General features: G+C 61.8%; 29 protein-coding genes, 3 tRNA genes and 1 pseudogene. 20 read left to right on the forward strand and 13 right to left on the reverse strand.

All coding sequences use genetic code 11. The features are described from left to right. Positions 1–194 precede the first annotated feature (194 nt). The 3 genes from FJ959_RS20505 to FJ959_RS20515 all read left to right on the forward strand — a co-directional run bounded on the left by FJ959_RS20505 (position 195) and on the right by FJ959_RS20515 (position 1,862). A complete protein-coding gene (locus FJ959_RS20505) occupies positions 195–566 on the forward strand; it encodes a hypothetical protein (RefSeq protein WP_140493631.1) in 372 nt (123 codons plus the stop codon). Between the two features lie 125 nt (positions 567–691). Further along, positions 692–1,060 (forward strand): GFA family protein, encoded by a 369-nt coding sequence (locus FJ959_RS20510; RefSeq protein WP_140631716.1) that lies wholly within the window; start codon positions 692–694, stop codon positions 1,058–1,060. A 151-nt stretch (positions 1,061–1,211) separates the two neighbouring features. Then, positions 1,212–1,862: an OmpA family protein gene (locus tag FJ959_RS20515; protein WP_140493627.1), complete on the forward strand. Its 651-nt coding sequence runs from the start codon at positions 1,212–1,214 to the stop codon at positions 1,860–1,862. Positions 1,863–1,964: 102 nt separating this feature from the next. Here FJ959_RS20515 and FJ959_RS20520 read toward each other — a convergent pair whose 3' ends face one another. Continuing rightward, entirely contained in the window at positions 1,965–2,549 is a 585-nt protein-coding gene (locus FJ959_RS20520) for an HXXEE domain-containing protein (RefSeq protein ID WP_210239534.1), read from the reverse strand. A gap of 341 nt (positions 2,550–2,890) precedes the next feature. Here FJ959_RS20520 and FJ959_RS20525 point away from each other — a divergent pair, with 341 nt between their 5' ends. Continuing rightward, on the forward strand, positions 2,891–3,496 hold the full coding sequence (locus tag FJ959_RS20525; protein ID WP_140631740.1) for a hypothetical protein: 606 nt from the start codon (positions 2,891–2,893) through the stop codon (positions 3,494–3,496). Between the two features lie 71 nt (positions 3,497–3,567). Here FJ959_RS20525 and FJ959_RS20530 read toward each other — a convergent pair whose 3' ends face one another. Together FJ959_RS20530 and FJ959_RS20535 are read right to left on the reverse strand one after the other, a co-directional pair. Then, a complete protein-coding gene (locus FJ959_RS20530; protein ID WP_181169650.1) occupies positions 3,568–5,151 on the reverse strand; it encodes a DEAD/DEAH box helicase in 1,584 nt (527 codons plus the stop codon). 203 nt (positions 5,152–5,354) lie between these two features. Next, positions 5,355–6,128 (reverse strand): NAD kinase, encoded by a 774-nt coding sequence (locus FJ959_RS20535; RefSeq protein WP_140558695.1) that lies wholly within the window; start codon positions 6,126–6,128, stop codon positions 5,355–5,357. A 318-nt stretch (positions 6,129–6,446) separates the two neighbouring features. Between FJ959_RS20535 and FJ959_RS31865 the strand changes: the two genes are divergently transcribed. Beyond that, positions 6,447–6,611 (forward strand): hypothetical protein, encoded by a 165-nt coding sequence (locus FJ959_RS31865; protein WP_181167386.1) that lies wholly within the window; start codon positions 6,447–6,449, stop codon positions 6,609–6,611. A gap of 18 nt (positions 6,612–6,629) precedes the next feature. Here the strand turns inward: FJ959_RS31865 and FJ959_RS20540 are convergent, their stop codons facing one another. Genes FJ959_RS20540 through FJ959_RS20560 form a run of 5 tightly spaced genes read right to left on the reverse strand, consistent with a single transcriptional unit; the run spans position 6,630 to position 11,176 of the window. Then, positions 6,630–7,391: an MBL fold metallo-hydrolase gene (locus tag FJ959_RS20540; RefSeq protein WP_140558696.1), complete on the reverse strand. Its 762-nt coding sequence runs from the start codon at positions 7,389–7,391 to the stop codon at positions 6,630–6,632. 2 nt (positions 7,392–7,393) lie between these two features. Next, positions 7,394–8,458 (reverse strand): ABC transporter ATP-binding protein, encoded by a 1,065-nt coding sequence (locus tag FJ959_RS20545; protein ID WP_140493613.1) that lies wholly within the window; start codon positions 8,456–8,458, stop codon positions 7,394–7,396. Continuing rightward, complete coding sequence (locus FJ959_RS20550; protein WP_140493610.1) at positions 8,455–9,237, reverse strand: ABC transporter permease; 783 nt, start codon at positions 9,235–9,237, stop codon at positions 8,455–8,457. Before FJ959_RS20550 ends, FJ959_RS20545 begins: the two co-directional genes overlap by 4 nt. 1 nt (position 9,238) lies before the next feature. Continuing rightward, positions 9,239–10,075 (reverse strand): ABC transporter permease, encoded by an 837-nt coding sequence (locus FJ959_RS20555; RefSeq protein ID WP_140493607.1) that lies wholly within the window; start codon positions 10,073–10,075, stop codon positions 9,239–9,241. 9 nt (positions 10,076–10,084) lie between these two features. Beyond that, complete coding sequence (locus FJ959_RS20560; RefSeq protein ID WP_140631721.1) at positions 10,085–11,176, reverse strand: spermidine/putrescine ABC transporter substrate-binding protein; 1,092 nt, start codon at positions 11,174–11,176, stop codon at positions 10,085–10,087. A gap of 92 nt (positions 11,177–11,268) precedes the next feature. Here FJ959_RS20560 and FJ959_RS20565 point away from each other — a divergent pair, with 92 nt between their 5' ends. The 4 genes from FJ959_RS20565 (at position 11,269) to FJ959_RS20580 (ending at position 14,442) form a co-directional block, all read left to right on the forward strand. After that, the gene (locus FJ959_RS20565) at positions 11,269–11,883 is read left to right on the forward strand and encodes a TetR/AcrR family transcriptional regulator (protein ID WP_140493601.1); all 615 of its coding nucleotides are present in this window, start codon (positions 11,269–11,271) and stop codon (positions 11,881–11,883) included. A gap of 190 nt (positions 11,884–12,073) precedes the next feature. Continuing rightward, the gene (locus tag FJ959_RS31870) at positions 12,074–12,421 is read left to right on the forward strand and encodes a hypothetical protein (protein ID WP_181171933.1); all 348 of its coding nucleotides are present in this window, start codon (positions 12,074–12,076) and stop codon (positions 12,419–12,421) included. Positions 12,422–12,472: 51 nt separating this feature from the next. After that, positions 12,473–13,042 (forward strand): DUF2569 family protein, encoded by a 570-nt coding sequence (locus FJ959_RS20575; RefSeq protein WP_140493595.1) that lies wholly within the window; start codon positions 12,473–12,475, stop codon positions 13,040–13,042. A gap of 209 nt (positions 13,043–13,251) precedes the next feature. After that, positions 13,252–14,442, forward strand: a complete 1,191-nt coding sequence (locus FJ959_RS20580; RefSeq protein ID WP_140631723.1) for a helix-turn-helix domain-containing protein — start codon at positions 13,252–13,254, stop codon at positions 14,440–14,442. Positions 14,443–14,486: 44 nt separating this feature from the next. On the opposite strand, the gene FJ959_RS20585 is transcribed toward FJ959_RS20580, so the two are convergent. Then, positions 14,487–14,562, reverse strand: a tRNA-Thr gene (locus FJ959_RS20585). Positions 14,563–14,720: 158 nt separating this feature from the next. Here FJ959_RS20585 and FJ959_RS20590 point away from each other — a divergent pair. From FJ959_RS20590 to FJ959_RS20605, 4 genes are all read left to right on the forward strand, one after another. Next, positions 14,721–14,891: a hypothetical protein gene (locus tag FJ959_RS20590; RefSeq protein WP_140493589.1), complete on the forward strand. Its 171-nt coding sequence runs from the start codon at positions 14,721–14,723 to the stop codon at positions 14,889–14,891. Between the two features lie 204 nt (positions 14,892–15,095). Beyond that, on the forward strand, positions 15,096–15,302 hold the full coding sequence (locus tag FJ959_RS20595) for a hypothetical protein (protein WP_140493585.1): 207 nt from the start codon (positions 15,096–15,098) through the stop codon (positions 15,300–15,302). 219 nt (positions 15,303–15,521) lie between these two features. Beyond that, positions 15,522–15,827, forward strand: coding sequence for a BA14K family protein (locus tag FJ959_RS20600; protein ID WP_140493582.1), 306 nt, complete (start codon positions 15,522–15,524; stop codon positions 15,825–15,827). A 210-nt stretch (positions 15,828–16,037) separates the two neighbouring features. Continuing rightward, complete coding sequence (locus FJ959_RS20605) at positions 16,038–16,397, forward strand: hypothetical protein (RefSeq protein ID WP_140493579.1); 360 nt, start codon at positions 16,038–16,040, stop codon at positions 16,395–16,397. On the opposite strand, the gene bhcR is transcribed toward FJ959_RS20605, so the two are convergent. Continuing rightward, on the reverse strand, positions 16,398–17,219 hold the full coding sequence (gene bhcR, locus FJ959_RS20610; protein ID WP_140493574.1) for an HTH-type transcriptional regulator BhcR: 822 nt from the start codon (positions 17,217–17,219) through the stop codon (positions 16,398–16,400). 213 nt (positions 17,220–17,432) lie between these two features. On the opposite strand from bhcR, the gene gcl reads away from it, so the two are divergent. The 3 genes from gcl (at position 17,433) to FJ959_RS20630 (ending at position 21,144) form a co-directional block, all read left to right on the forward strand. Next, positions 17,433–19,214 carry a glyoxylate carboligase gene (gcl, locus tag FJ959_RS20615; protein ID WP_140631726.1) on the forward strand — a complete coding sequence of 594 codons (1,782 nt, stop codon included), beginning with the start codon at positions 17,433–17,435 and terminating at the stop codon, positions 19,212–19,214. 21 nt (positions 19,215–19,235) lie between these two features. Further along, a complete protein-coding gene (hyi, locus tag FJ959_RS20620) occupies positions 19,236–20,033 on the forward strand; it encodes a hydroxypyruvate isomerase (protein ID WP_140525530.1) in 798 nt (265 codons plus the stop codon). Between the two features lie 223 nt (positions 20,034–20,256). Next, the gene (locus FJ959_RS20630) at positions 20,257–21,144 is read left to right on the forward strand and encodes a 2-hydroxy-3-oxopropionate reductase (protein WP_140558704.1); all 888 of its coding nucleotides are present in this window, start codon (positions 20,257–20,259) and stop codon (positions 21,142–21,144) included. A gap of 46 nt (positions 21,145–21,190) precedes the next feature. Here FJ959_RS20630 and FJ959_RS20635 read toward each other — a convergent pair whose 3' ends face one another. Continuing rightward, complete coding sequence (locus FJ959_RS20635) at positions 21,191–22,036, reverse strand: RNA methyltransferase (protein WP_140564605.1); 846 nt, start codon at positions 22,034–22,036, stop codon at positions 21,191–21,193. Positions 22,037–22,233: 197 nt separating this feature from the next. Here FJ959_RS20635 and FJ959_RS20640 point away from each other — a divergent pair. Together FJ959_RS20640 and FJ959_RS20645 are read left to right on the forward strand one after the other, a co-directional pair. After that, a tRNA-Tyr gene (locus tag FJ959_RS20640) sits at positions 22,234–22,318 on the forward strand. A gap of 90 nt (positions 22,319–22,408) precedes the next feature. Next, positions 22,409–22,482: transfer RNA gene (locus FJ959_RS20645), tRNA-Gly, on the forward strand. An 83-nt stretch (positions 22,483–22,565) separates the two neighbouring features. Here the strand turns inward: FJ959_RS20645 and FJ959_RS20650 are convergent. Beyond that, the gene (locus FJ959_RS20650) at positions 22,566–23,024 is read right to left on the reverse strand and encodes a YidB family protein (RefSeq protein ID WP_140493557.1); all 459 of its coding nucleotides are present in this window, start codon (positions 23,022–23,024) and stop codon (positions 22,566–22,568) included. A gap of 129 nt (positions 23,025–23,153) precedes the next feature. Between FJ959_RS20650 and FJ959_RS20655 the strand changes: the two genes are divergently transcribed. Next, positions 23,154–23,411, forward strand: a complete 258-nt coding sequence (locus FJ959_RS20655) for a GlsB/YeaQ/YmgE family stress response membrane protein (RefSeq protein WP_140493554.1) — start codon at positions 23,154–23,156, stop codon at positions 23,409–23,411. 238 nt (positions 23,412–23,649) lie between these two features. On the opposite strand, the gene FJ959_RS20660 is transcribed toward FJ959_RS20655, so the two are convergent. Beyond that, the gene (locus FJ959_RS20660; protein WP_140493546.1) at positions 23,650–24,537 is read right to left on the reverse strand and encodes a DMT family transporter; all 888 of its coding nucleotides are present in this window, start codon (positions 24,535–24,537) and stop codon (positions 23,650–23,652) included. 293 nt (positions 24,538–24,830) lie between these two features. Between FJ959_RS20660 and FJ959_RS20665 the strand changes: the two are divergent. Continuing rightward, positions 24,831–24,907: pseudogene (locus FJ959_RS20665) on the forward strand (elongation factor Tu); the annotation flags it as partial.

Consider the following 24,907-nt stretch of genomic DNA (forward strand, 5'->3'; position numbering starts at 1 on the left):
TCAGCCTGCGACATCGGCATGCAGTGGTTTCTTGCGCCGACTCACAAATCGGCCCACCATCCATGGTCGAGGGGAGACAAAAGCATCTATGGCCGGGCGCGGCAGAAATGCCTGCTGACGATCCGGCCGCTGGGAAGACACGTTTCAGGAACGGGCAAGCGAAACGCTTGATGCTCGTCGAAAGGAGCGCTTCCATGTCTGCTGCCCCATCAAAATCGGCTCGGGCCGCGGTGGGCCGACTCATGCTCTGCCTGCTTGCAATCGCAGCGATTGCGTTGCCGATGGCGCCTGCCTTCGCCCACGACGCCAAGCCTACAGCGGCGAAGCCGCTGGGTTGGAGCTATCCATTCGCATGCTGCGCTAACTACGATTGCCGCACGGCCCATACTGGCGAGGTTTTGGAAAAACCCGAGGGTTATGTGATCGCCGGCACGGGGGAAGTTGTCCCGATGACCGACAAGCGTGTGAAGGACAGCCCGGACGGCGAATTCCACTGGTGCGCGCATCAAGCGGGTCTAGACGCCGGTAAGACGATCTGCCTGTTCGTGCCGCCGCGCTCCTACTAGGCCCGGGAGGCGCAGCGGCGACCGGCCCGGACCGCGATGGGCGGGGCCTGCTGACGGACGGTTGCCAGGACCGCTCCTTTGTGTTGCGTTGCCTGCGGGCGGCGGACAAGGGAGAGGTGACGTCCATGATCATCAAGGGAAGCTGCCACTGCAAGGCGACGATATTCGAGGTTTCGCAAGCACCGCAGACGCTGACGCAGTGCACTTGTTCGTTCTGCTCGAAACGCGGCTCGCTTTGGGCCTACTACACTCCTGCGCAGTTCAAGCTCCTCACGCCGCAGAAGAATGTTTCCTTCTATCAGTGGGGATCGAAGACCGTTAAGCACGGTTTTTGCGACACCTGCGGCTGCGGGACCTTCACCGAAACACCGGACTGGTCGAGCGGAGAGCCGGATTTCGACAATCCCAAGATCAGCGTCAACTCGCGGTTGTTCGACGATTTCGACCTGGACAAGGTCGAAGTGGTGGCCATCGACGGCAAGAATCTCTGGTAGATTCCCGGACGCCCAATCGGGAAATCGTGCCCCGGGGAAAAGCCGTCGCCGGTGCTTTTCCCGTTCCGCTTTTCGCCGCATTTCATGGTACAAGTCGCGCGAAGGGTGATTTGGCGCCACCGCAAGGCGTGACTTGGAGAGGGACAATCCTATGAAGAAGACCGTGCTCGTCGTCGTGGCGACGGCTGTGCTAGTGAGCGCCTGCACCACCACCGATCCGTATACCGGCGACCAGAAGATTTCCAATACGGCGGCCGGTGCCGGCCTCGGCGCCCTGGCCGGCGCCAGCCTTGGCCTGCTTGCCGGTGGCAATGACCGCCGCAACGCGCTGATCGGCGCCGGCATCGGGGCGCTGGCCGGCGGCGCCATCGGCGCCACCATGGACCAGAACGAAGCCGAACTGCGCCGGCAGTTGGAGGGCACAGGCGTCAGCGTCACCCGCTCCGGCGACCAGATCATCCTCAATATGCCGTCCGATATCACCTTCAACGTCGATCAGGATGCGGTGAAGCCCGGCTTTTACCAAGTGCTGAATTCGGTCGCGCTGGTGCTGAAGAAGTTCAAGCAGACCACGGTCGACGTGTTCGGCCATACCGATTCGACCGGCGGCGACCAGCATAATTTCGATCTGTCGCAGCGCCGCGCGCTGGCGGTCGCCAACTACCTGGCTGGCCAGGGCGTCGATTCGCGCCGCTTCGCCGTCACGGGATTCGGCAAGACCCGTCCGGTAGCGTCCAATGCCACCGCCGAGGGTCGCGCTCAAAACCGTCGCGTCGAGATCCAGCTTTCGCCGCTCACCTGAGCAGCATCGATCAGAATGGAAAAACGGCCTCGCAAGGGGCCGTTTTTGTTTGCAAAATGCGACCGACGGCCAGGCCTGCGGCCCCCGGGTTCTTCCATGATGTTACGGTGAGGTCGGCTTATCGACCGTCGCTCGTTGGGTCAGGCGCTGCCGCCGGACGACATGGGCAACGATCAGTCCATGAATGAGCAGCCCGACCGTAAGTCCAAGGATATGGAAGCCCGTTCCCGAACCGGAAAGCGTCAGGATCGACCAGATGGATGCGGGTACGAACAAGACAATTGCGGTGATGAGCCCGGGGTTGTAGCTGCGCATCCTGATGGCCTGCGCGACGTGAACCAAAGCGTTGATCAGGGTGGTGTAGGCGGCGATCAGCCCTATCCCGGCATTGACCGTGACAGCGAGGGTGAAAACCAGGGAATAGATGCCCCATACACCCGGTACGTTGATCACAAAGACATCGAAGCGGGTAAGCAGCGGCGCCCCACCGCCGAGCATCTTGTTGACGAAAAGCCGGAACCGGTCCTCGGCATGCTCCTCGTATTGGTGGAGCATGTAAATCGGAATCAGCAGGAAGACGGCGAACTCGGCTATCTCCAATTGAGCGGCCAGCCCGATCGCCACCACGAACAGAGTGAGGCCGGCGAGCACGCCACCATAGACCCAATCTTCCACCAGACGCTTCATCACGCCATCTTCGGCGAGGCCGTGCGTCCTTGCAACACACGACGATATCAGACCTTGGCGACAATGCGTATGAAGGCCGGTGTGTCGTAGCCGAAGCCAACGGTGGCGTCGCTTGGCGATGACGGCAACAGCTTCACCGGCCGCGACCGCCGCGCTCAGATTGAGATTGGCGTGCCAGAGAATTAGCCAGTCCTAAATAAGCGCTTTCCCGCAGCCATGGAAAGGAATAGCATCGTCGCTGTTCCGGAGGGGATGAGGCGGTACACTTGGCCGCGCAATAAGCATTTTCTTTTTCAGCCTCGGTCTTGCACGGCCAGATCAAAAAAATCTGGGAGGAATGCATGACAAGAACAGCCAGCCTTGGGCGCTGCGGCGTCTTCGCTTTAACAGGTCTTGTAAGCGCATGGTTGGGCGTCGCGGCGGCTCGAGCCGAGGATGCCAACAAAGCTGACATCGAGGCCTTGAAAAAGTCGCTCGCCAAATATGAGGACTACACCGCGGCCGTCCGCGACCTTTATCTGTCGACGGTCGGCTGCGTCTACTATAGCGGAGAAAAGATATCCGGAGCGATGTACTACCCGAAAGGCGCCATGGGCATCCATTTCGTCAACGTCCCAAGTGTCAGCCAAAAACTCGACCCGATGCGCCCCAATGTGCTGATCTACGAGCCGACGAAAAACGGTCTGCGCCTGGTCGGGGCGGAATGGCTTGTGCCGCTGACGCCGGACGTCAAAGAGCCACCGAAGCTGTTTGGCCAAACCTTCATGGGTCCGATGGAGGGACACTATCCGCTCATCCCGAGGGAGTTCGTCCACTACGATCTTCACGCTTGGCTGGGTGATAATCCCAACGGCATGTTCAGTCCGACGAACCCGAACGTGAAATGCAACAAGGCCGAGTTTCCGATGTTGGAGAAACCGACCAAGATGATGCCTGGGCCGATGTAACGGCCAGCCCAGCCAGGAGCTTGCCGGGAGGGCAAGCCGGATGGCCGTCTTGTCTTGGAACCACTCGTCGGTCAGCCCTTGGCGACGATGCGCATGAAGGCCGGCATGTCGTCGCCGAAGCCAACGGTGGCGTCGTTTTCGTCTTCTCGGTTGCGGGCAGGGCGACGGTCATCGCGCTGGGGCCTGGTGTCGCCGCGCTCCGGTGCACGTCGCTCGCTGCGCGCCGCGGAGCTCTTGCGCTCGGAATTTTCCGAGCGGATAGCGTCCTTGCGCGTGCGCCGCTCACCAGTGCCGGCGACCGTTTCCTCGGCCGCGACCGGCTGTTCCTCGCGCACGGTTTCCGGTGCCGCGTCTTCGCCGTGCTTGGCCTGGCGTCCGCCTCTCTTGCGCTCGCCCCTGTCCTTGCGGTCGTCGTCCTTGCGGCCGGCGCGCCGCGGCGCACCGCGGCCACGGCGCGGTGCTTCGTCCTCGCCTTCGCTGGCCACCACCGTCGACAGGTCACCGTCATGCCACTCGATCTTGGTGCCGATCAGCCGTTCGATGGCGTCGATGTACTTGGTGTCGGACTTGGTCGCGATGGTGAAGGATTTTCCGGAGCGCCCGGCGCGGCCGGTACGGCCGATTCGGTGGACGTAATCCTCGGCATGGATCGGGACGTCATAGTTGAAGACGTGGCTGACATCGGGAATGTCGAGGCCGCGCGCGGCCACGTCGGAGGCGACCAGATACCGCAGCTTGCCGTCGCGGAAATTGGCCAGCATCTGCATGCGCGCGCGCTGGTCCATGTCGCCATGCAGCGCGCCGGCGTCGAAGTCATATTTCAGCAGCGAGCGGAACAGCTCCGACACCTCGATCTTGCGGTTGCAGAAGATGATGGCGTTCTTCAGTTCTGCATCCTCGGCCTTGATCAGGTTGCGCAGCGTCTCGCGCTTGTCCCAGGGTTTGGAACCGGACTTCACCAACCGCTGGATGATGTTGGTCGCGGCGGAGGCGGCCTTGGAGACCTCGACACGCACCGGCGCGTGCAGGAATTTTTCGGTGAGCTTGGTGATCTCGGGCGGCATCGTCGCCGAGAAGAACAGCGTCTGCCGGGTGAAGGGGATCATCTCACAGATACGCTCGATATCGGGAATGAAGCCCATGTCGAGCATGCGATCGGCTTCGTCGATGACGAGGATCTCGACGCCGTTGAGCAAGAGCTTGCCGCGCTCGCGGTGGTCGAGCATGCGGCCGGGCGTCGCGATGAGCACGTCGGCGCCACGCTCCAGTTTCTTGTCCTGTTCGTCGAACGACACGCCGCCGATCAGCAGTGCGATGTTGAGCTTGTGGTTCTTGCCGTATTTGATGAAGTTTTCCTCGACCTGCGCCGCAAGCTCGCGGGTCGGCTCCAGGATCAGCGTGCGGGGCATGCGGGCGCGGGCGCGGCCCTTTTCCAGTCGTGTCAGCATCGGCAGCACGAAGGAGGCGGTCTTGCCGGTACCGGTCTGTGCTATGCCAAGCACATCCTTGCCCAGAAGCGCGTGCGGAATGGCGCCGGCCTGGATCGGCGTCGGCTTGAGGTAGCCGGCGTCGGTGACTGCGGAAAGGACCTTCGGCGATAGGCCGAGGTCCGCGAAAGTCAACGCTTCTTGAGCGGTCTGGGTGTCTGAGGACAAGTTCTGGCTGTCTTTGGCTGTTCGGGGAAGCGCAACGGCATCCGTCGCGGCAGGCGCCGCGCGCCCGCAAGATCATCACTGCAACTAGGCGCAAGCCCGCGATTTGTCAACACAAACGGCCGGCAATGGCTCGATTGTGAAGTCGTAACCTTAATTACTATGTGTGATCCGGCCGCTTATCCGCGCGCCGGCTCAATATCGGGTCAATAACGGAACTGTTCCGCCAGTATGCGTTCGTTCCACGAGTGATTGGGATCGAACAGCAAAGTTGCGGTCGCCGTCGCAGATTCCCTCACCGTCACGGAAGCTACGGCCTTGACCTCCGTATGGTCGGCGGCGGCGTTCACCGGCCGCTTTTCCGCCTCTAATATGTCGAAGCGCACGGTCGCCTTGTTGGAAAGCAAAGCGCCGCGCCAGCGGCGCGGGCGAAACGGGCTGACGGGGGTAAGCGCCAGCAGCGGCGCGTCGAGCGGCAGGATGGGCCCATGCGCCGAAAGATTGTAGGCGGTGGAGCCAGCCGGCGTGGCGATCATCACGCCGTCGCAATTCAGTTCCTCGAGCCGTACCTGGTCATCTATGGTGATGCGGATCTTGGCCGTCTGATAGGACTGGCGCCATAACGCCACTTCGTTGATGGCCAGCGCCGAGACGGTTTCGCCATCCGAGGTAACGGCCTGCATCTCCAGCGGACGGATCGTTTCGGCGACCGCGGCCGCGATGCGCTCGGCGAGACCTCCGGAACGATATTCGTTCATCAGGAAGCCGATGGTGCCACGGTTCATGCCGTAGACCTTTTTGCCGGTTCCCATTGTATCGCGCAAAGTTTGCAGCAGGAAACCGTCGCCGCCCAGGGCCACGACGATATCGGCTTCCGCGACCGAATGCTGGCCATAGCGCGCCGACAGGCTTTCCAGCGCCGCTTTGGCGTCAGGCGTGCCGGACGAGACGAAGGCGATGCTGTTGGCGGCTTTGCTCATGGCTCCCCGACGGTGACCGGTTGGCGGCTGGGCCGGGGTAGCATGGGCGGGCCTGTGTGCAAAGAGAGCCCACAGACGTGCGGTTCGAACCGGCAGTCGCGAATCATATCAGGGAACGAGCCAATGTGATGGTTAAGGCCGGGCTTAAACTCTCGTAAAGCCGCATCGATCATGTTAGCCGGCATGGTGGCGTGGGGGCGCCCACAGCGATTTTATGCCTTTCAGGATACGAAAGACGCTGTGGCACTTTTGATCGTGCGTGAATCCTTCGAGAGTCGAGCCCGATTCCGGGGACACGCGCCAGCCGGGACCAACATATTGCTGGTAACACGCCTGATCATCATCTCCGTCGTGCTGGGAAGCTTCGCGCTTGTCTTCGCCGAACTGGTGCGCCGCTCGGAAGAAACAAGCCTCAGGCCCTTGCCCACGGCCTCGCGCTGCGGCGATGCTGCCGGAATGCCTTGTCCGCAAAGGGCGCTGTAGATCAAAACAAGCTGATTGTTAGGAGCGTGGTTGCAGATGGCAGCCGGCCTGGCGTTTCTGTGCCAGATACTCGTCGATCAGCTGGCGATAGCGCATCTTGCCGAAACTCGGGAAATGGCCGCCATGCACGACCGAGACGTCGAGGTCGCGCATGGCAAGCAGCGTCTGCAAATAATCATCGATATCGGAATGGTAGACGTCGTCGATCAGCGGGCCGTCATAGATGATGTCGCCGGAAAGCAGGATGCGGGTCTTCTTCTCGTACAGAGCGATACCGCCTGGCGAATGGCCGGGCGTGTGGATCACCTCGAAGGCGCGATCGCCGAGGTCGACGATATCGCCATGTTCGAGCAGGCGGTCCGCCGGGGCGGGCATGATGCGATAGCGCGCCGTATCCCAACCTTGTGGCTGGCGATCGAACATCTCTTCATTGGCGTAGCGGTCAGCCACCGTCCATTCGTTGCGCGGATCGGTCAGAATCTCCGCCTCGGCGCGGTGCACGCAGCGGTCGGGAAATTCATGGTGGCAGCCTATATGATCGAAATGCGTGTGGCTGGCGACGCAGGTGAGCTTGCGCTCGCTGACCAGCGGCACATGGCGCCTGAGGCTGAAATGGCCAAGCCCGGTATCGAACAGCAGGTCGCGGTCGCGACCGCGCACATGCCACATATTACAGCGGAAGAACGGTTTGATCCATGGCTCGTGGATCAGCGTGACACCGTCGCCCATGCGGATGGTTTCGTACCAGTCAGGTGCGTCGACGACCGCAAGCATGCCCATGTTCAATCCGTCAGCAGGATGATCTTGTCTGTATCGCAGGAAACCGAGACCGTGTCGCCCGGCTGCACGACGGACGTCGCGGGCAGTTTGGCGATGAATTGCAGCGTGGCGTCTTCAGTGGAGACCGCGAGCACGCGCTTGAAGCTGCCCTGGAAAACGACATCGCTGACCTGCGCCTTGCCCAGCTTTGTGGCGCCTGAGGTCGCGCCCAGGGCAAGGTGCTCCGGCCGGATGGCCAAGGCAACCGCCGATCCCACCGGCAACGCTCCGGACGCCGAGACCGGCCCGACCTGTGTTGCGACAGTGCTTGTCCTGTCCATCATCTCCGCCACCGTTCCGCGAAGAATGGTGCTCTCGCCCATGAAAGTCGCCGAAAAGCGTGTCTTTGGGCGCGCATAGACGCGTTCGGGCGGCCCTTCGTCCTCGATGCGGCCGTCACTCATCACCACGCAGTGGTCGGCCAGCGCCATCGCTTCTTCCTGGTCGTGGGTGACATGGATGAAGGCGGTGCCGACGCGCTTCTGGATCGCTTTCAATTCGTCCTGCATCTGCCGGCGCAGCTTGAGGTCGAGCGCGCCGAGCGGCTCGTCGAGCAGCAGCACGGCGGGCTCGATCACCAGTGCGCGCGCCAGCGCTACGCGCTGCCGCTGGCCGCCGGAGAGCTGGTGCGGCTTCTTGTCGAAGGCGGCATCCAGCCCGACTAGCGCCAGCGTCTCACGCGCCCGCGCGGCGCGTGTCGCGCCATCGACGCCTTGCATGCGCAGGCCAAAACCGACATTGCCGCCGACGCTCATATGCGGAAACAGCGCATAATCCTGGAACACCGTCGTTGTCGGGCGCTTTGCCGGCGGAACGGCGGTGCAGTCCTCGCCTCGGATGAACACCTTGCCTTCGCTCGGTGTGACGAAGCCGCCCAAAATCGACAAAAGCGTCGTCTTGCCGGAGCCCGACGGTCCGAGCAGGATGGTGTAGCTACCGGGCTCGATCCGCAGCGATACGTCTTTCAGCACCGCCAGCTGGCCGAAACGGTGCGAGACCCCGCGGATGTCGACCAGGGGCGCGCTCATGCCGGCTTCCTCCGCAGCAATGTCAATTCGAACAGCACCACCAGCACGATGGAAACGGCGAACACCAGCGAGCCGACTGCGTTGGTCTTGGGGTTGAGGCCAGAGCGCAGCAGATTCCAGATTTCGACCGGCAGCGTGGTTTCGAAGCGTGTCAGCAGGAAGGAGATCACGAATTCGTCCCAGGAAAAGGTCATCGACAGGAAGAAGCCGGCGAAGATGGCCGGCGCCATGACAGGCACAGTAATCAAGAGCAGCACTTTCCATTCCGGCGCGCCGAGATCGCGCGCGGCGCGCTCGATGTTGATCTGGTGGTCGCCCATCTGGCTGTAGACGATGGCGAAGCAGAGCGGCAGGTTGATCACGACATGGCCGATGCCGGCGGCCATCAGCGATTTCGGCACGCCGGCCCAGTTGAACAGCACCAGCAGCCCCATGCCGATGATGAGATAGCTGACGGTAAGCGGTAGCGTGATCAACCCTCGCAGCAGGGCCGAACCCGGCAGCACGAAACGCGCGAACGCCCAGGCGCTGAGGAAGCCGAGCGTGACGGCCGCGAGCGACGAAAGCACGGCCACCAGCAGCGAGTTCACCAGCGCCGAGGTCAGCCGCGTATCGGACAGGACGGCCTGGTACCAGCGCAGCGACGGGCCGGTGAAGGGCGGGATGGGGAAGGAGGTTGCCTGCAGCGAGAACAGCACGAGCACGACCACCGGCAGGAAAATGAAGGAATAGATGGCGATCGCGTAGAGACAGGAAGCGGTTCGGACGATCAGGCGCATCTCAGGCCCGCTCGATCTTCAGCCAGCGGGCGCAGGCGAGATAGGCGATGGTCACGACCGCCATCAGGATAATCGACAGGGCGGAGGCCAGCGGAAAATCGCCGCGCCGGCCGATCTGCATCATCACCAGTTGCGGCATGACCAGCTCGTTGTTGCCGCCCAGGATTTGCGGCGTGATGTAGTCGCCGATGCACAGCACGAAGGTCAGGAAGGCGCCGACCATGATGCCGGGCAAGGTCAGCGGCAGGATGACATGCAGGAAGGTGCGCACCGGCCCGGCGCCGAGATCAGCGGCGGCCTTGCGGTAGCTCGGACTGAGCTGCTTCAAATTGGCGAAGATCGTCAGCGTCAAAAGCATGACGAAGAAATGCACGAAGCCGGTCACGGTGGCGAAGCGCGTATTGGCGAGCTGCAGCGGTTCGCTGGTCAAGCCGATGCCGGTCAGCGTCCGGTTGATGACGCCGTTCTGCGCCAGCACCAGAAGCCAGGAATAGGAGCGCACGACATAGGACGTCCAGAACGGCAGCACGGCCAGCATCAGCGCCAGCCGCTGCCAGCGTTCCGGCACCTGTTCGGCCAGGATCCACGCGAAAGGATAGGCGAGCAGCACCGAGACCACGGTGACGATCGCCGTCACCTCCAGCGAATTCACCATCGCTTGCCAATAGGCAGGATTGGTGAAGAACTGGCTGTAATTGGCTGATGTGAAGCCGCCGCCCTCATGCGACGTCAGGCTGGAAAGCCCCATGGCAATGAAAGGCAACACGAAGAACAGCAAGGTCCAGCCGAGCGCCGGCGTAACCAGCGCCCAGGGCAGGGCCTTGTTTGCGGTGCTCACGACGCCCGTCTACTGCGCCTGCAGCATCTCGGTCCACATGTCCTGCATCTTCTTGTCGAGGTCGGCGTTCGGCGCCGGATAGGCCTGGGCGCGGGCAAGGAATTCGGGCTGCTCGTCGAAGCGCAGGATCTTCTTCTGGTCGTCGGTGAGTGCCGCCTTGCTGTTCGCCGGCATGCCCCAATAGCAGGAGGATGTGGCAAGACGCGCCTGGCCTTCCGGGCTCATGATGTACTGGATGAATTTCAGCGCCACGTCCTTGTTCTTGGAGTCCTTGAACATGGCGAGCGACTGCGACCACAGCACCGCTCCCTCCTTGGGGATCGAGAAGTCCAGCGCCGGGTTCTCCTTGGCCAGGCCCGCCGTCACCCATTCGCCGCCGCCGACCAGAATATCGACTTCACCGGTGGCGAGCGCTGTCTGGCTGGCGGTCACCTCGCCGACCAGCTTGGCGTTGGCCTTCATCTTGAGCAGTTCGGCCTTGAGGGCGGGAAGATCGGCCTCGGTGAGTTCAGCCGTTTTCTTGCCGATGGCGAGTGCCGCCATGCCGATGACCGGCAGGTAATAATCGTAGATGGCGACCTTGCGCTTGTACTTGTCGCTTGTCAGCGACGCCAAGGATTGCATGTCGGCCGGGTCGACCTTGGTCTTGTTGAAGCCGATCGTGTTGTAGCCGAACTTTTCGGTGATGCCGTAGCGCTTGCCGCCGACCACGGTAGAGTTGTCCATCTTCACCTGCGGAAAGAGGTCGCCCAACGGCAGCTTGTCCTCCGGCAGCGGCTCGAACAGGCCTTTTTCCACGCCGCGCGGCACGTCGATGCTGTCGATCACCATCACGTCCCAGTCGCCGGGTTGCGACTGTTCGACGATGGCGAGCCCCGCGCCGGTGCCCTCGAATTCCTTGACGTTGACCTTGATGTTGTTGGCCTCTTCGAAGGGCTGCAGCAGCGCCGGGTCGGCATGATCGCACCAGATCAGGGCGTTGAGATCGGCGGCCTGGCTGGCGCCGGCTGCTGAGAGCACCAGCGCCGTGGCGCCGCAAGCGGCGCCCAGATGTCTCTTCAGGATTGAAAGCGGATTGTTGGCTGCGGATCGTGCGGACATCGAGTGTTCTCCCTTGCCTTTGTGGCTTCTTGCAAAAAGTTGAACCAATTCTAAAATTGAGTCAATTCTGTTTTTGTGGCAGACCAGCCGGCATGAGTGGATTGAGGGCAAGGCAAAAGGCCGACCGGCACCGCCGCATCATCGAGGCGGCGGCCGAGCTTTTCCGCGAGGCCGGTTATGAAGGTGCCAAGATCGAGACGATCGCCGCCCAGGCCGAAGTGTCGATCGGGACGATTTACAATTACTACCAGAATAAGGGCGACATCCTCGGCGCCATCGTCTCCATGGAGGTCAACGAGGTGCTGAATGCCGGGCGAGGCGTGGTCGACAGCCCACCGGCCAATGTCGGCGATGCGCTGGACACGCTGATCGGCATCTATATCGAGCACTCCTTGCACTATCTCAGCAAGGAGATGTGGCGCCAGGCGATGGCGATCTCGACGCAACTGCCCGACAGCCCGTTCGGCCAAGCCTACACGGCGCTCGACCGCGCTCTGACGCAACAGATCCGTGCCCTGATCGCAAGGCTGCAGGAGATCGGCCTGGTGCGGCGCGACATCGACGGGCAGGCGGTGGGTGAGCTGGTCTTCAACAACATGAACATGATGTTCATCGAGTTCGTGAAGCGCGACGAGGCAAGGATAGCGGAACTGCGCGCGGCGATCCGACGGCAGAACCGGATCCTGGTGGCGGCGATCGGGATGTGAGGATGGAAGCGACCGCGGCATGAACCAGCTTCCGCTGCCAGTGTGACTGACGATGAGTGCCAACGGCGGCGCCCGTCTACACCGCCGGGCCCCGCGCACAGGGCAGCGTAGCCGCTGGGCCTAATCAGCGATTCCTTCGAAGCATCGACCGAAAGGAAAGACGCGGCCGCAGTGTCGCAGGTAAAAATCAGTGATCGGTCGGATCGATCTTCGTCAGGCGCTCTCGCGCTTCGGTGACGCGCCGCTGCGCGGACCTTATCCTGCTGCAAAGCGCGAGATTGATGCCGACGCCACAGTCTCCGTCCAGCATTTCTTCCGCTCGTTTGAGGGCGAGTACCGCTCGGCCAATCCGCTGCCTGGCTCTGGCCAGTTCCATGTCCAAGAGTTCGATCATTGTTCCGCTACAGAGTTTGCGGTCCCTTCGATCGTTAACCGTCTCCGGCCGGGTTTGGTTCCGGGTTGCGGCTCGAGACTCAGGACAGCAGGAGAAAGTCGCCGCTTCGGCACCGACCACATTGCACGCGAAGTCGCCTCTTGAGTTGAATTTGAAATCTGATACAACTTATAGGAGTGCGAAGGGGAGAGGTTAATGGGGACGTTTTCAATCTGGCATTGGACGATCGTACTGCTGATCATCGGCGTGCCTGTTTTCTTTGCGGTTCGCTCAGCCGTGAAGCCGTCACAGGGCCCGGCGGCTCTTGTAGGATTCGGTGGCTGGCTTATGCTGCTTGCGATCGGTCAGGTTTTGTCGCCGCTGCGCACGCTCGCCGACTTGGCCAATTCGGCCGAGGGTTACCGGCAACTCATGCCCCTGCCAAATGGACTGGTTGCGGTGTATAGCGAGGTTGCCCTCAATCTGGCATTTCTGGCGCTTCAACTGGTTGTGCTCATTTCGATGCTGCGGCGAAGCCGACGCTTTCCACAATTGTTTCTGGTTCAGTGGATTGCGATACCGGTTGTGTTCGTCCTGGACACGATCTTGATCTCATCAACTCTGGGCGTCCCGGTGAGCCAGATCCTTGCTGGAGATGCGCTGGCGACACCCGTCCTGTCGTTCATCCTCACCGGGGCTTGGGTCGCCTACGTCTACAAGTCCGTCAGGGTGAAGAACACGTTCGGCGGCGAAGTGGCAGCCGGCCAGGTCGCGACAGCCTCCTAGCGAAAGTCCGCTGGGTTTCGCCTCTTCGCATGAGCAGTCCTCCTGCGACAGGCTTCGGAGGACACTCCTTCGTTTTGCGAGATCTGGTGTTCTTATAACGGGCTGGGTGGCCTGCCACCCGAAGCTTGAAGAGTGAGCGACCCGAGACATAGGTGACGTTTTGTACCGGACACATGGGTAACACTTTTGGCTTTTGGCCGGAGGTGTTGATGCCGTGGAGAGAGTGTTCGGTGATGGAGGAACGTCTACGCTTCGTGGCCCGTCTTCTGGACGGGGAAGGCATGAGCGATGTGTGCCGGGAGTTCGGCATCTCGCGCAAGACGGGCTACAAGATCTTCAATCGCTACAAGGATGAGGGCCCTGAGGCACTGACGGACCGCTCTCGGCGGCCGGTGCGCTATGCCAACCAACTGCCGGTCCAGATCGAGCGGATGATTGTGGAAAACAAGCAAGAGAAGCCGCACTGGGGCGCCAGGAAGATCAGGGAGTTGCTGATCAGGAAACTGGCCGGCGACGTGCGCATTCCGGCCAAGAGCACAGTTCATGCCGTGCTCGACCGCCACGGCCTTGTGAGCCAGGCCCGCAAGAGGAACCGGGCGAACAAGGCCGCGGGCACGCAACTGTCACAGGCGATGCAGCCCAACGATCTCTGGTGCGCCGATTTCAAGGGCGAGTTCAAGCTCGGCAACGGCCGCTACTGTTACCCCCTGACCGTCACCGACCAGGCTTCACGCTATCTGCTGGCCTGCGAAGCCCTTGACTCGACAAAGGAGATTCCCGTCCTTGAGGCTTTCGTCCGGCTCTTCAAGGAACGTGGCCTGCCGGAAGCGATTAGAAGCGACAATGGCCTTCCTTTCGCAAGCCCCAACGGCCTCTACAATCTATCGAGGCTGTCGGTGTTCTGGCTGAGGCTCGGCATCGCCATCGAGCGCATCAGACCCGGCAACCCGCACGAGAACGCTCGCCATGGGCGCATGCACCGCACGCTCAAGGCCGAAACGACCCGGCCGCCGGGCATGAACGTCCTGCAGCAGCAGGCCAGGTTCGATGCTTTCATGAGCGAATTCAATGACGAGAGGCCCCACGAGGCCATCGGCATGAAGGTGCCAGCCGAGCTCTACAGAGGCTCTTCAAGAGCCTATCAAGGCCTCCCCGGGCTGGAATATCCCTTCCATGACAAGGACATCCTCGTCACCGCCTGCGGCCGCATCTGCATGCACAGGAAGAAAATCAACATCTCCACCGTGCTCGCCGGCCAGAGGCTCGGAATCAGCGAAGTCGACGACGGCATTTGGCTCGTCTCCTTCATGCACTATGATCTGGGGTATATCGACTTGGAACAGAGGACCTTGCAGACCATCGACAACCCGTTCGGCACGAGGTTGTCACCCATGTCTTAGGTACATTCTGTTACCTATGTCTCCGGGCCGTACAGAGCGAAGGGTGGTGCCCCCGGCAGGAATCGAACCCGCGACCTTCGGTTTACAAAACCGCTGCTCTACCAGCTGAGCTACAAGGGCATGCGGCACCGGTTAGCCATATTTGCGGCGCCAGTAAAGACAAATGTCGGTTTTGAGGCGCTCATGAACGCTGCCGGGCAACAGGCACGGCATCCTGAAAACGGCCAATTCGCTTCCTATATCTACGGCAGGTGCAATCGCTTGGGCGAGGCTGTCGCATGATCAGATTTGTCATCATCCTGCCGATCGTCGTCATAGCCTGGATGCTTCTGGTGAAGCTTATCAGGAGCGTCAAGAACGCCAATATCGACTGGACCGGCGTCACCACCATCATCGGCTTCATCGCGCTCGCCTTCTGGCTGCGCCATGTCACGGGCATGGGGTGGTGAATAGTAGTCAGTAGTCAGTAGTCAGTAGTCAGTAGTCAGCCTGCTGCTCATAGCCTACTACTCACTACTCACTACTCACGATTCATCCCGTCTCCGGCCTTGCCGAAAAAAATCTCCTCCACCTTTCGAACCTTTTCCCGCGCCGCGCCGACTGATGGTCAGAGGCGAATGGGTCGCCTCGATCAAAAGATCCAGGAGATCATCATGTTCCAGCGCACTCTCGTTTCAGGCCTCGTTGCCATTTTCGTCGCCACCGGCGCGCTCGCCGGCACCGTCGGCACGTCGTCGGCCCACGGCATGCACGGCCACCATCATCACCACAACCATCACAAGAAGCACTTCAAGAAGTTTTGGTGGAAGCACCATAACCATCATTACCACAAGCACGGCAAGGTGATCATCTTTCTTTGATGGAGGGACCCAATTCTCCCGAAAGGGCGGCTTCGGCCGTCCTTTTTCGTTGGGCGAAATGGGACCGGTCATCAATGTCTAGCCAGGCCCTTGCAGGCCGCCGTCAGCACGACCTCCTCGGTTCACGTTCAAAAAAGATTCGAACCTTTTTCTTGTGCCGAACGACAGATGATCAAGAGGCGGATGGGTCGCCTCTCCAAACGAAGCAAGGAGATCATCATGTTCAAGCGCGCACTCGTTTCCAGCCTCATCGCCACCACCGTCGCCGCCACCGCTTTGGTCGGCACCGTTCAGCCTTCGGCGGCTCATTCGCATCACCACCACCATGGCCTCGGCATCGGCATCGCCGCCGGCGTCGGCGGTTTTGTCCTGGGCAGCCTGCTTGCCCAGCCCCGCGCTGTCTATGTGGATGAGGACGGCGGCTCGTGGCACGTCCGCCGCTGCTTCGATCGCTATTCGAGCTACGATCCGGACTCCGACACCTACATCGGTTACGACGGCTATCGCCATTACTGCCGTCTCTGAGAGGAGGAGCACCGTTCAGCACCAGAAGAGGGGCTCAGGCGAGCCTCTTTTCTATTGCTTGGACAGCGGCACGCCTGTTGGATAGCCGACTTTCAATGAGATGCCTGAAAGTCCTCGGTTTTGTCGATGCGATCGGCAATGTACAGGCATTTCCCGAAGGCCTAATCTGCTTTGGCGATGATCTGCGGGCGATATGGGGGAGGGTGATCCTTGGACGAGCAGGACCCGAAAGAGGAACAGGTCGAAATCATTTTCCGCAACGGCACGGTCACGGCCGTCGGCATCCTGCTGGCGTTTTCGCTGGGATTCATCACGCATTGGGCCGCCAATCCGATCCCGTGGCAGACCTATCATCTCGTCGCCGTGCTGCCCATCCTGGCCGGCATCGCCTTGCAGATGCGGGCATTGTCGCTTCTGCTCGACACAAAGTGCCTGCGGCTGAGCGCCTATGAACGCGCCAACCGCATCTTCATCACCGGCCTCGTCTTCACCGCCTGCGGTGTCGGCATGGCGATCCTGCTCGATTTCTTCGATCTTGCGAGCAGAAGCGCGCTGCCCGGAGCAGGTTGATCATCCGGTTTGCACGCCGCCGATCATCTTGGTCACCTCGGCCGCGGCGCTGTGCACCAGCGGGCCGATCTCGGCCAGCCGTTCAGGCGTCACCCGAACCGTCGGGCCCGACACCGAGACTCCGCCGATCGGCTCGCCGAATTCGTTGAAGATGGCTGATGCCACGCAGCGCATGCCTGGGTGCCGTTCCTCGTCGTCGACCGACCAGCCGCGCAGCTTGATCGTCGCGAGATCATGCGCGAGGGCAGGGATGTCGGACAGCGTCCTGTCGGTGAAGCGCTGCAGGCCGGCCTTGCGCAGGATGGCTCCGACGCGCTCCGGCTCGAGATGGGCCAGCACCGCCTTGCCGATGCCGGATGCGTGAAAAGGGCTCCGCGTGCCCGGTCGGAAGAAGGCGCGGATCGCCTGGTGGGTCTCGACCTGGCTGACGAACACCACGCAATCGTCCTCGGCGACGCCGAGATTGGCGGTCTCGCCGGTTTTCTCCATCAGCTCCTGCATGACGATGCGCGCGCGGTCGACCAGCTTGCGGCGGCGCAGGAACGCCGCGCCCATCCGGTAGGTCTCGACGCCGATCGACCAAAGCTGGTCCGAGCTGTCGAACTCGACCATGCCGTGGTTTTCGAGCGTCGTCAGCATGCGGTAGGCGGTGGAGGCAGCCAGACCGCTGTGAGCCGATATCTCGCTCAGCGACAGGCCGCTGCCTTCGGCAACGATGGCCAGGATGCGCAAGGCCCGGTCCAACGACTGCACCGAAGCCGCCTCCGACGGGCCGTTGAAGGCGCGCGGCCGGCCGCGCTGGCGTTTTTCAGCGGTTTCCATGGCGCCATCATGCACGATTTTCCCGAACGGACAATGAAAAAGTTTTTCACGCGTTCTGCATTGCCACTTTTTGGAAAACAAAAAGAGAAAGGAAATCAATTGGCAACGGCAGCTTCCTAGAAATGAAAAAATATTTTGAAAAAATTGAAAAATAGGCCGCTTGCTGACATTCTCGGTCATCCAACAATGACAACCCTGTGGAGGGCTGGAACAATGGCCAGGATGCGCGCTGTCGATGCGGCGGTTCTCGTTCTCGAAAAGGAAGGCATCGCCTGCGCCTTCGGCGTGCCGGGCGCGGCGATCAATCCGCTCTACTCGGCCCTGAAGGCGAGGGGCACCATCCGTCATGTGCTGGCCCGCCATGTGGAGGGCGCCTCGCACATGGCCGAAGGTTTTACCAGGGCCAAGGCAGGTAATATCGGGCTCTGCATCGGCACGTCGGGCCCGGCCGGCACCGACATGATCACCGGGCTCTATTCGGCATCAACCGATTCCATCCCGATCCTCTGCATCACCGGCCAGGCGCCGCGGGCGCGGCTGAACAAGGAGGATTTCCAGGCCGTCGACATCGCCGCCATCGCGTCGCCCGTCGCCAAATGGGCGGTCACCGTCATGGAGCCTTATCTCGTGCCGATGGCGCTTCAGAAGGCATTCCACCTGATGAGGTCTTCGCGCCCGGGACCGGTGCTGATCGACCTGCCGGTCGACGTCCAATTGGCCGAGATCGAGTTCGACATCGACGCCTATGAGCCGCTGGCGCCGTTCAAGCCGGCGATGACGCGCGCCCAGGCCGAGAAGGCGCTGGCGATGCTCAACGCCGCCGAAAAGCCGCTGATCGTCGCCGGCGGCGGCATCATCAATGCCGATGCGTCGGACCTGCTGATAGAATTCGCCGAGATTACCGGCGTGCCCGTCATCCCGACGCTGATGGGCTGGGGCGCGATCCCCGACGACCATCGGCTGATGGCCGGCATGTGCGGCCTGCAGACCTCGCACCGCTATGGCAACGCGACGATGCTGGAAGCCGACTTCGTCTTCGGCATCGGCAACCGCTGGGCCAACCGCCACACCGGTTCGGTCGATGTCTACACCAAGGGAAAAAAGTTCATCCATGTCGACATCGAGCCGACGCAGATCGGCCGTGTGTTTGCCCCGGATCTCGGCGTCGTCTCGGATGCGGGCGCTGCGCTGAAGATGCTGCTCGACGTCGCCACCGAATGGAAAACGGCCGGAAGACTGCGCGACTGGTCGGGCTGGGCGAAGGAATGCCAGGGCCGCAAGAAGACCATGAAGCGCAAGACGCATTTCGACCAGGTGCCGCTGAAGCCGCAGCGCGTCTATGAGGAGATGAACAAGGCGTTCGGGCGCGACGTCACCTACGTCACCACGATCGGCCTGTCGCAGATCGCCGGCGCGCAGTTCCTGCATGTCTACAAGCCGCGCAACTGGATCAATTGCGGCCAGGCCGGCCCGCTCGGCTGGACACTGCCGGCAGCCCTTGGCGTGCGCGCCGCCGATCCCGACCGCACCATCGTGGCGCTGTCGGGCGACTATGACTTCCAGTTCATGATCGAGGAACTGGCGGTCGGCGCGCAGCACAGGCTGCCCTACATCCACGTCGTCGTGAACAATGCCTATCTCGGCCTGATCCGCCAGGCGCAGCGCGGCTTCTCGATGGATTACGAGGTTAGCCTTGCTTTTGAGAACATCAACCGATCGGACGATCCCGAGGCCGGCTACGGCGTCGACCACGTCGCTGTTGCCGAGGCGATGGGCTGCAAGGCGGTCAGGGTGCGCAAACCGGAAGAATTCGCCGGTGCCTTCAAGGAGGCGCAGCGGCTGATGAAGGAGCATCAGGTTCCCGTAATGCTCGAATTCATCCTCGAACGCGTCACCAATATCTCGATGGGCACCGAGATCGACAAGATCACCGAATTCGAAGACCTTGCCGAACATCAAGAGGATGCCCCGACAGCGATCGTGATGCTCGACTAGGACGGAAGAAGGACAAAAAGAATGCCGCGTTTTTCAGCCAATCTTTCGATGCTCTTTGGCGAGCATGACTTCCTCGAACGTTTTGACGCAGCTGCCCGCGCGGGCTTCAAAGGCGTTGAATATATAGGCCCCTACGACCATGCGCCCGAGGTGGTGGCCGCGCGGCTGAAGAAGAACGGCCTGACACAGGTGCTGTTCAACCTGCCGGCGGGCGACTGGGGCAAGGGCGAGCGCGGTATCGCCGTTTTGCCGGACCGAGTGCCGGAATTCCGCCAGGGCATCGCCAAGGCGATCGCCTACGCGCAGGCGCTCGGCTGCTCACAGGTCAATTGCCTGGCAGGCATCGCGCCCGCCGGCGTCGACCGCAAGGTGCTCGAGGATGTGTTTGCCGAGAACCTCGCCTTCGCGGCGGAGAAACTGGAGCAGGCCGGTATCAAATTGCTGATCGAGCCGATCAACACGCGCGACATTCCAGGCTTCTTCCTCAATTATTCCGACCAGGCGCTGGCGCTGATCGACCGCGTCGGCTCGAAGAACCTGTTCCTGCAATACGACATCTACCACATGCAGATCATGGAGGGGGATCTCGCCCGTACCATCGAGGCAAACCTCGGCCGCATCGCGCATATCCAGCTTGCGGACAATCCCGGCCGTCACGAGCCGGGGACGGGCGAGATCAACTATCCCTTCCTGTACGAGCATATCGACCGCATTGGTTATTCCGGCTGGGTCGGCGCGGAATACAAGCCGAAGGCCGGAACTGAGCAAGGGTTGGGGTGGTTCCGGGAACTGGCCGGGCAGGGAAGCGCGGCGGCTTAGCTGTCGAAATCGAACTCGCGTTCCTTCACGCCCTCCTCTGGCCTGTCGGCCATCTCCCCCACCAAGGGCGGAGGTTGGATGTCACCGGCGGCTTCGCTAAATTTTGAACCGGGAAAGTTGGGGCCAGCGCCGAAACTGCCAATCTCCCCACCTGTGGGGGAGATGGCCGGCAGGCCAGAGGGGGGCGTGAAGGAACGCAACCTCAACAAGACGGAGAACCACAATGGAAACCATCGGCTTCATCGGCCTTGGCATCATGGGCGCGCCGATGGCGGGACATTTGCTGGACGCCGGCTACACGGTGATCGCCAGCGACCACCGCTCCAGGCCACAGGCCGAACTGGTGGCCAAGGGACTGAAAACTGTCACCGGCCATGCCGCCGTGGCGAAGGCCGCCGATATCATCATCACCATGGTGCCCGACACACCGCAGGTAGCCGAGGTGCTGTTCGGCGACAACGGCGTCGCATCAGGTCTTTCCAAAGGCAAATTGGCCATCGACATGAGCTCGATCTCACCGATCGAGACCAAGGTCTTCGCCAAAAAAATCAACGAACTGGGCTGCGACTATCTCGATGCGCCGGTCTCGGGCGGCGAGGTGGGAGCCAAGGCCGCATCGCTCACCATCATGGTCGGCGGCGAGGAGAGGGCGTTCGAGCGCGCCAGGCCCGTTTTCGAGAAGATGGGCAAGAACATCACCCTGGTCGGACCGAACGGCGTCGGCCAGACCACCAAGGTCGCCAACCAGATCGTCGTCGCGCTGACCATTGAAGCCGTCGCCGAAGCGCTTGTTTTTGCTTCAAAAGCCGGCGCCGACCCCGCCAAGGTCAGGCAGGCGCTGATGGGCGGGTTGGCCGCCTCGCGCATCCTCGAAGTGCATGGCGAACGCATGGTCAGGCGCACCTTCGCGCCGGGTTTCCGCATCGAACTGCACCAGAAGGATCTCAACCTCGCCCTGGAAGGCGCAAGGGCGCTCGGCGTCTCCCTGCCCAACACGTCGACCACCCAGCAACTGTTCAATTCCTGCACGGCCAATGGCGGCGCCAGGGAGGATCACTCGGCCCTGGTCAGGGCGCTGGAGCGGATGGCCGGGCATGAGGTAGGGCAGTAGGAGCCGCCCGTTCCGGCCGATTTGGAAACCCTACTGCCGTACTGCCCTACTGCCTCAAGAATTTCCGTGCCGCATAAAGGCTTACCGCCGCCGCGTTCGACACGTTGAGCGAGCGGATGGCGCCGGGCATGTCGAGGCGAGCCAGTGTCGTCACCGTCTCGCGCGTCTTCTGGCGCAGGCCCTTGCCTTCCGCGCCCAGCACCAGGGCAAGCTTGTCGCCGGCAAAGCTCGTTTCGAGTTCGGCCGGGCCGTCCGAATCGAGACCGATTGTCTGGAAGCCGGCCTCGTGCAGTTGCGCGAGCGCGTCGGCCAGGTTCTTCACCTCGATCTGGTCGATATGTTCGAGCGCGCCCGAGGCTGATTTCGCCAGCACGCCCGATTCCTGCGGGCTGTGGCGCGCCGTGGTGATCAGCGCGCCGGCATCGAAGGCGACCGCCGAGCGTAGGATGGCGCCGACATTGTGCGGATCGGTGATCTGGTCGAGCACCAGCACCAGCTTTGTATCGCCGAGAGCGTCGAGTCGCTTGGGCTTCAGCGGCTCGGCCTCGATCAACGCGCCTTGGTGCACGGCATCCGAACCCGTGATCTTGTCGATGTCCCTGGGTTCGACCAGTTCCGCCTTGAAGGGCAGAGCCGCGAGGTCGGCCAGTCCCAGCCGCTCGGCGGCATTGCGCGTCACCAGCATTTTCCGGATCTTGCGGCGCGGATTGTCGAGTGCCGCGCGCACCGTATGCAGGCCATAGAGCCGCACCAGCCCGTGGGCTGCGTTCTCGCCCGGCGGCATGGGCTGGCGCGGCCGGAACGCCGGCGCGCCGCCGCTCTTTTCGTCGCGGTGTGCACGACGCAGCTTGGCGTAGTGGGTGTCTTTCGGGGTGCCGGTCTTGTTGCTCATGGCCGGCTTCTATAGCGGTCTCCGGCGGCCAGGGATATGGCCCGTCGCCGTAGCCGGCGAACAACATCGAAAAACCCTTCCCACGCGGTTGACACCCACTGGCCTTGCCGCCATAAGGCGCTTCGCTGATTTCGGAGAAGTGATACTCGGGTCCGGATCGGCAAGAATGCCTCGTTGCATGGCTCCGGCGGCAGACTGGAGAGGTGCCCGAGTGGTTAAAGGGGACGGACTGTAAATCCGTTGGCTTAGCCTACGTTGGTTCGAATCCAACCCTCTCCACCACTGCCGGCCCGGAAGCCCTGAAACGTGAAAGCATCGGAGGCGAAAAGCGCATGGCGCTTTTCCGTGGAATCCGGTACTTCAGTGCACGGCGCGGGTATAGCTCAGTGGTAGAGCAGCAGCCTTCCAAGCTGAATATGCGGGTTCGATTCCCGCTACCCGCTCCAGATCTCCAACCCACGCCATCGGCAAGCTGAAACACTGCGCGGCCAGGTCGCGCAGCGCTCCAGAGGATGGCTGTCCGCTCGCTTCAGCTGTTGAAGGCCGACGCGACCTGGTGTTGCTGCGGCACCTGGCCGTTCGGCGTCAGCTTGTCGACGATGCCAGGCAAGGCCGTGCTCAATTGCTTGAGCAGTTCCTGCTCGTCGAGTCCCGTCCGTTGCGCGATCTCGCGGATGACCTGCGGTCCGATCGCGTTGCCCAGGTCGTTGGCGTTGATCGGCTGGTTCTGGCCGGTGCCGACCCAGGAATCAGCGACGTTGCCGTGGCCGGAGTTCTTCAATTTGTCGAGCAGGCCGCCCAGTCCGCCAAGCAGGCCGCCATCGCCGGCCGTGGTTTCACTGGGCTCGGCCGGTACGGGAGCTTGGGGTTGCTCCGGCTGTTCGGCACTCCTGCCGCTCAGCATCTTTCCGACCAGCAGCGCGCCGAGCGCGATCATCAGGGGTTTGGTGATGTTGCCGCCCGGAACGGCATTGTCAAACAGTCCCATCGTGGATCTCCTTGTCAACCAAGCCCGTCCCATCGTCACAATGACGCAATCGGGCGGAATTTCAAGCTGGCTTGAGCTTTTGACAATCATATGAAAATGATGGACGCGGCAGGGGATTGGAGAGGAAAAATGTCAATCATCAGCTGGATTATTCTGGGAGTCATCGCCGGCTTTCTTGGCAGCAAGATCGTCAACAAGAGCGGCCAGGGCATGATCATGGATATCGTGCTCGGCATTGTCGGCGCCATTGTCGGCGGCCTGATCTTCAGCGCTTTCGGCGCGTCGGGCGTGACCGGTCTCAACATCTACAGCCTGATCGTCGCGGTGGTGGGCGCCGTGGTCGTGTTGTGGGCTTACCACCAGTTCGCCGGCAAGCGGACTATTTAGCACCAGTCCCATTCCGAAGGTTCGGGATGGGATTTTATCCGTTCGCTTGTCCATGACCTTTCCCGAAACCGGATCCCGCCTTTCGGGTCATGCGCCGTCGTCTGTCCATCATCGGCGGTGTTTGCCACCGCGGAGCGCCGTCTGGCGCGTCCTATCTGACCCTCTTGAGGATATCGCGGACAGCGTGTTGAGCTTGCGGCGAGACCCCCGGCGATAATCGGCCGCAACTGGAGCCGACTTAGGCGACGACAGTCAGCCGGCGCCTGCGCTGGTCAAGCGAGACGATGGCCAGTCCGCTGCCGACAACCAGAAGGATGCCGCAGATCGCCAGCGCGTTCGGGAATTGTCCGAACACCAGCAGGCCCGAAATCATCGCCCAGACGGTGAAGCAGTAGTAGAACGGCGCCACCGCGCTGGTCGGCCCGACGCGATAGGCCATGAAGATGAAGAAATGGCCGAAGATCAGGAAAAACCCGGCTCCGGCCATGAGCAGCAAATGATGTGCTCCGGGCATGATCCAGCGCTCTGAAACCAGGTGTGCCGCACCGGCGCCGATCAGCACCACGACGACGGCGGAAATCGCCACGATCATTCCCGGCACCTCGGCCGGAACCCGCCTGCCGGTGAGATCGCGCGCAGCCGACAATGCCGCGTTGCCGAGCGCCAGCAGGGCATAGACCGAGATGCCCTGCATTGTCGGTTGCGCCACCATCAGCGCGCCGATGAAGCCGAGGCCGATCAGCGCCATGCGCTGGCCGCCGATGCGCTCGCCGAACAGGATAGAGGAGCCGACCAGCATCAACAGCGGCGTGACCTGTCCGAGCGCGGTGGAATCGGCAATCTGCATGTTGGCGAGCGCCACGACGTAACAAAGGATGGCGGCCAGTTCGAGCAGGTTGCGGTGCAGCACGCGCTTGTCGAAGATCAGCGGGATCTGTTTGCCATAACCAAGCGCAAACAGCAGCGGAAAGCCCCAGAGCGCTGCCGCCGCGCCGCGCAGGAACAGCACTTCATAGGACGGCAGGCCCGCCGTAGCGAGCTTCATCATCGTATCGTTGACGAGATACGACCCGGTCGAGACGATCATGAACAGAGGGCCGCGAACGGCTGTCGGGATGAAATGCATCGGTGCAGGAAATCAGAGCGGGAACACCGCCGCAATGGGCCATGAAGCGCCGACAAATCCGACAGCGACCGACGAGCGGGGCGCGGGAGGCCGGCGCGATTGCGCAGGGGTTTAGGCCATTCCATTTCACGCGACACGTTCCTATATCAGCGCCATATCCCCGCAATCGGATCACGGGTTCGGGCCGAGTGAGAAGGCGCCCGGGCAAAAGACGCTTGTGTTTTTTGGCCTTTGTCGCTAATCGCCCCGCATTCGACTGAACTGAAGGTCCAGGCCGTCCAAGGAAAGAGACTATGGCAAAAGGTAAATTCGAGCGCACCAAGCCGCATGTGAACATCGGCACGATTGGCCACGTTGATCATGGCAAGAC

Source organism: Mesorhizobium sp. B2-2-4 (genome assembly GCF_006442375.1).
Taxonomy (GTDB): domain Bacteria; phylum Pseudomonadota; class Alphaproteobacteria; order Rhizobiales; family Rhizobiaceae; genus Mesorhizobium.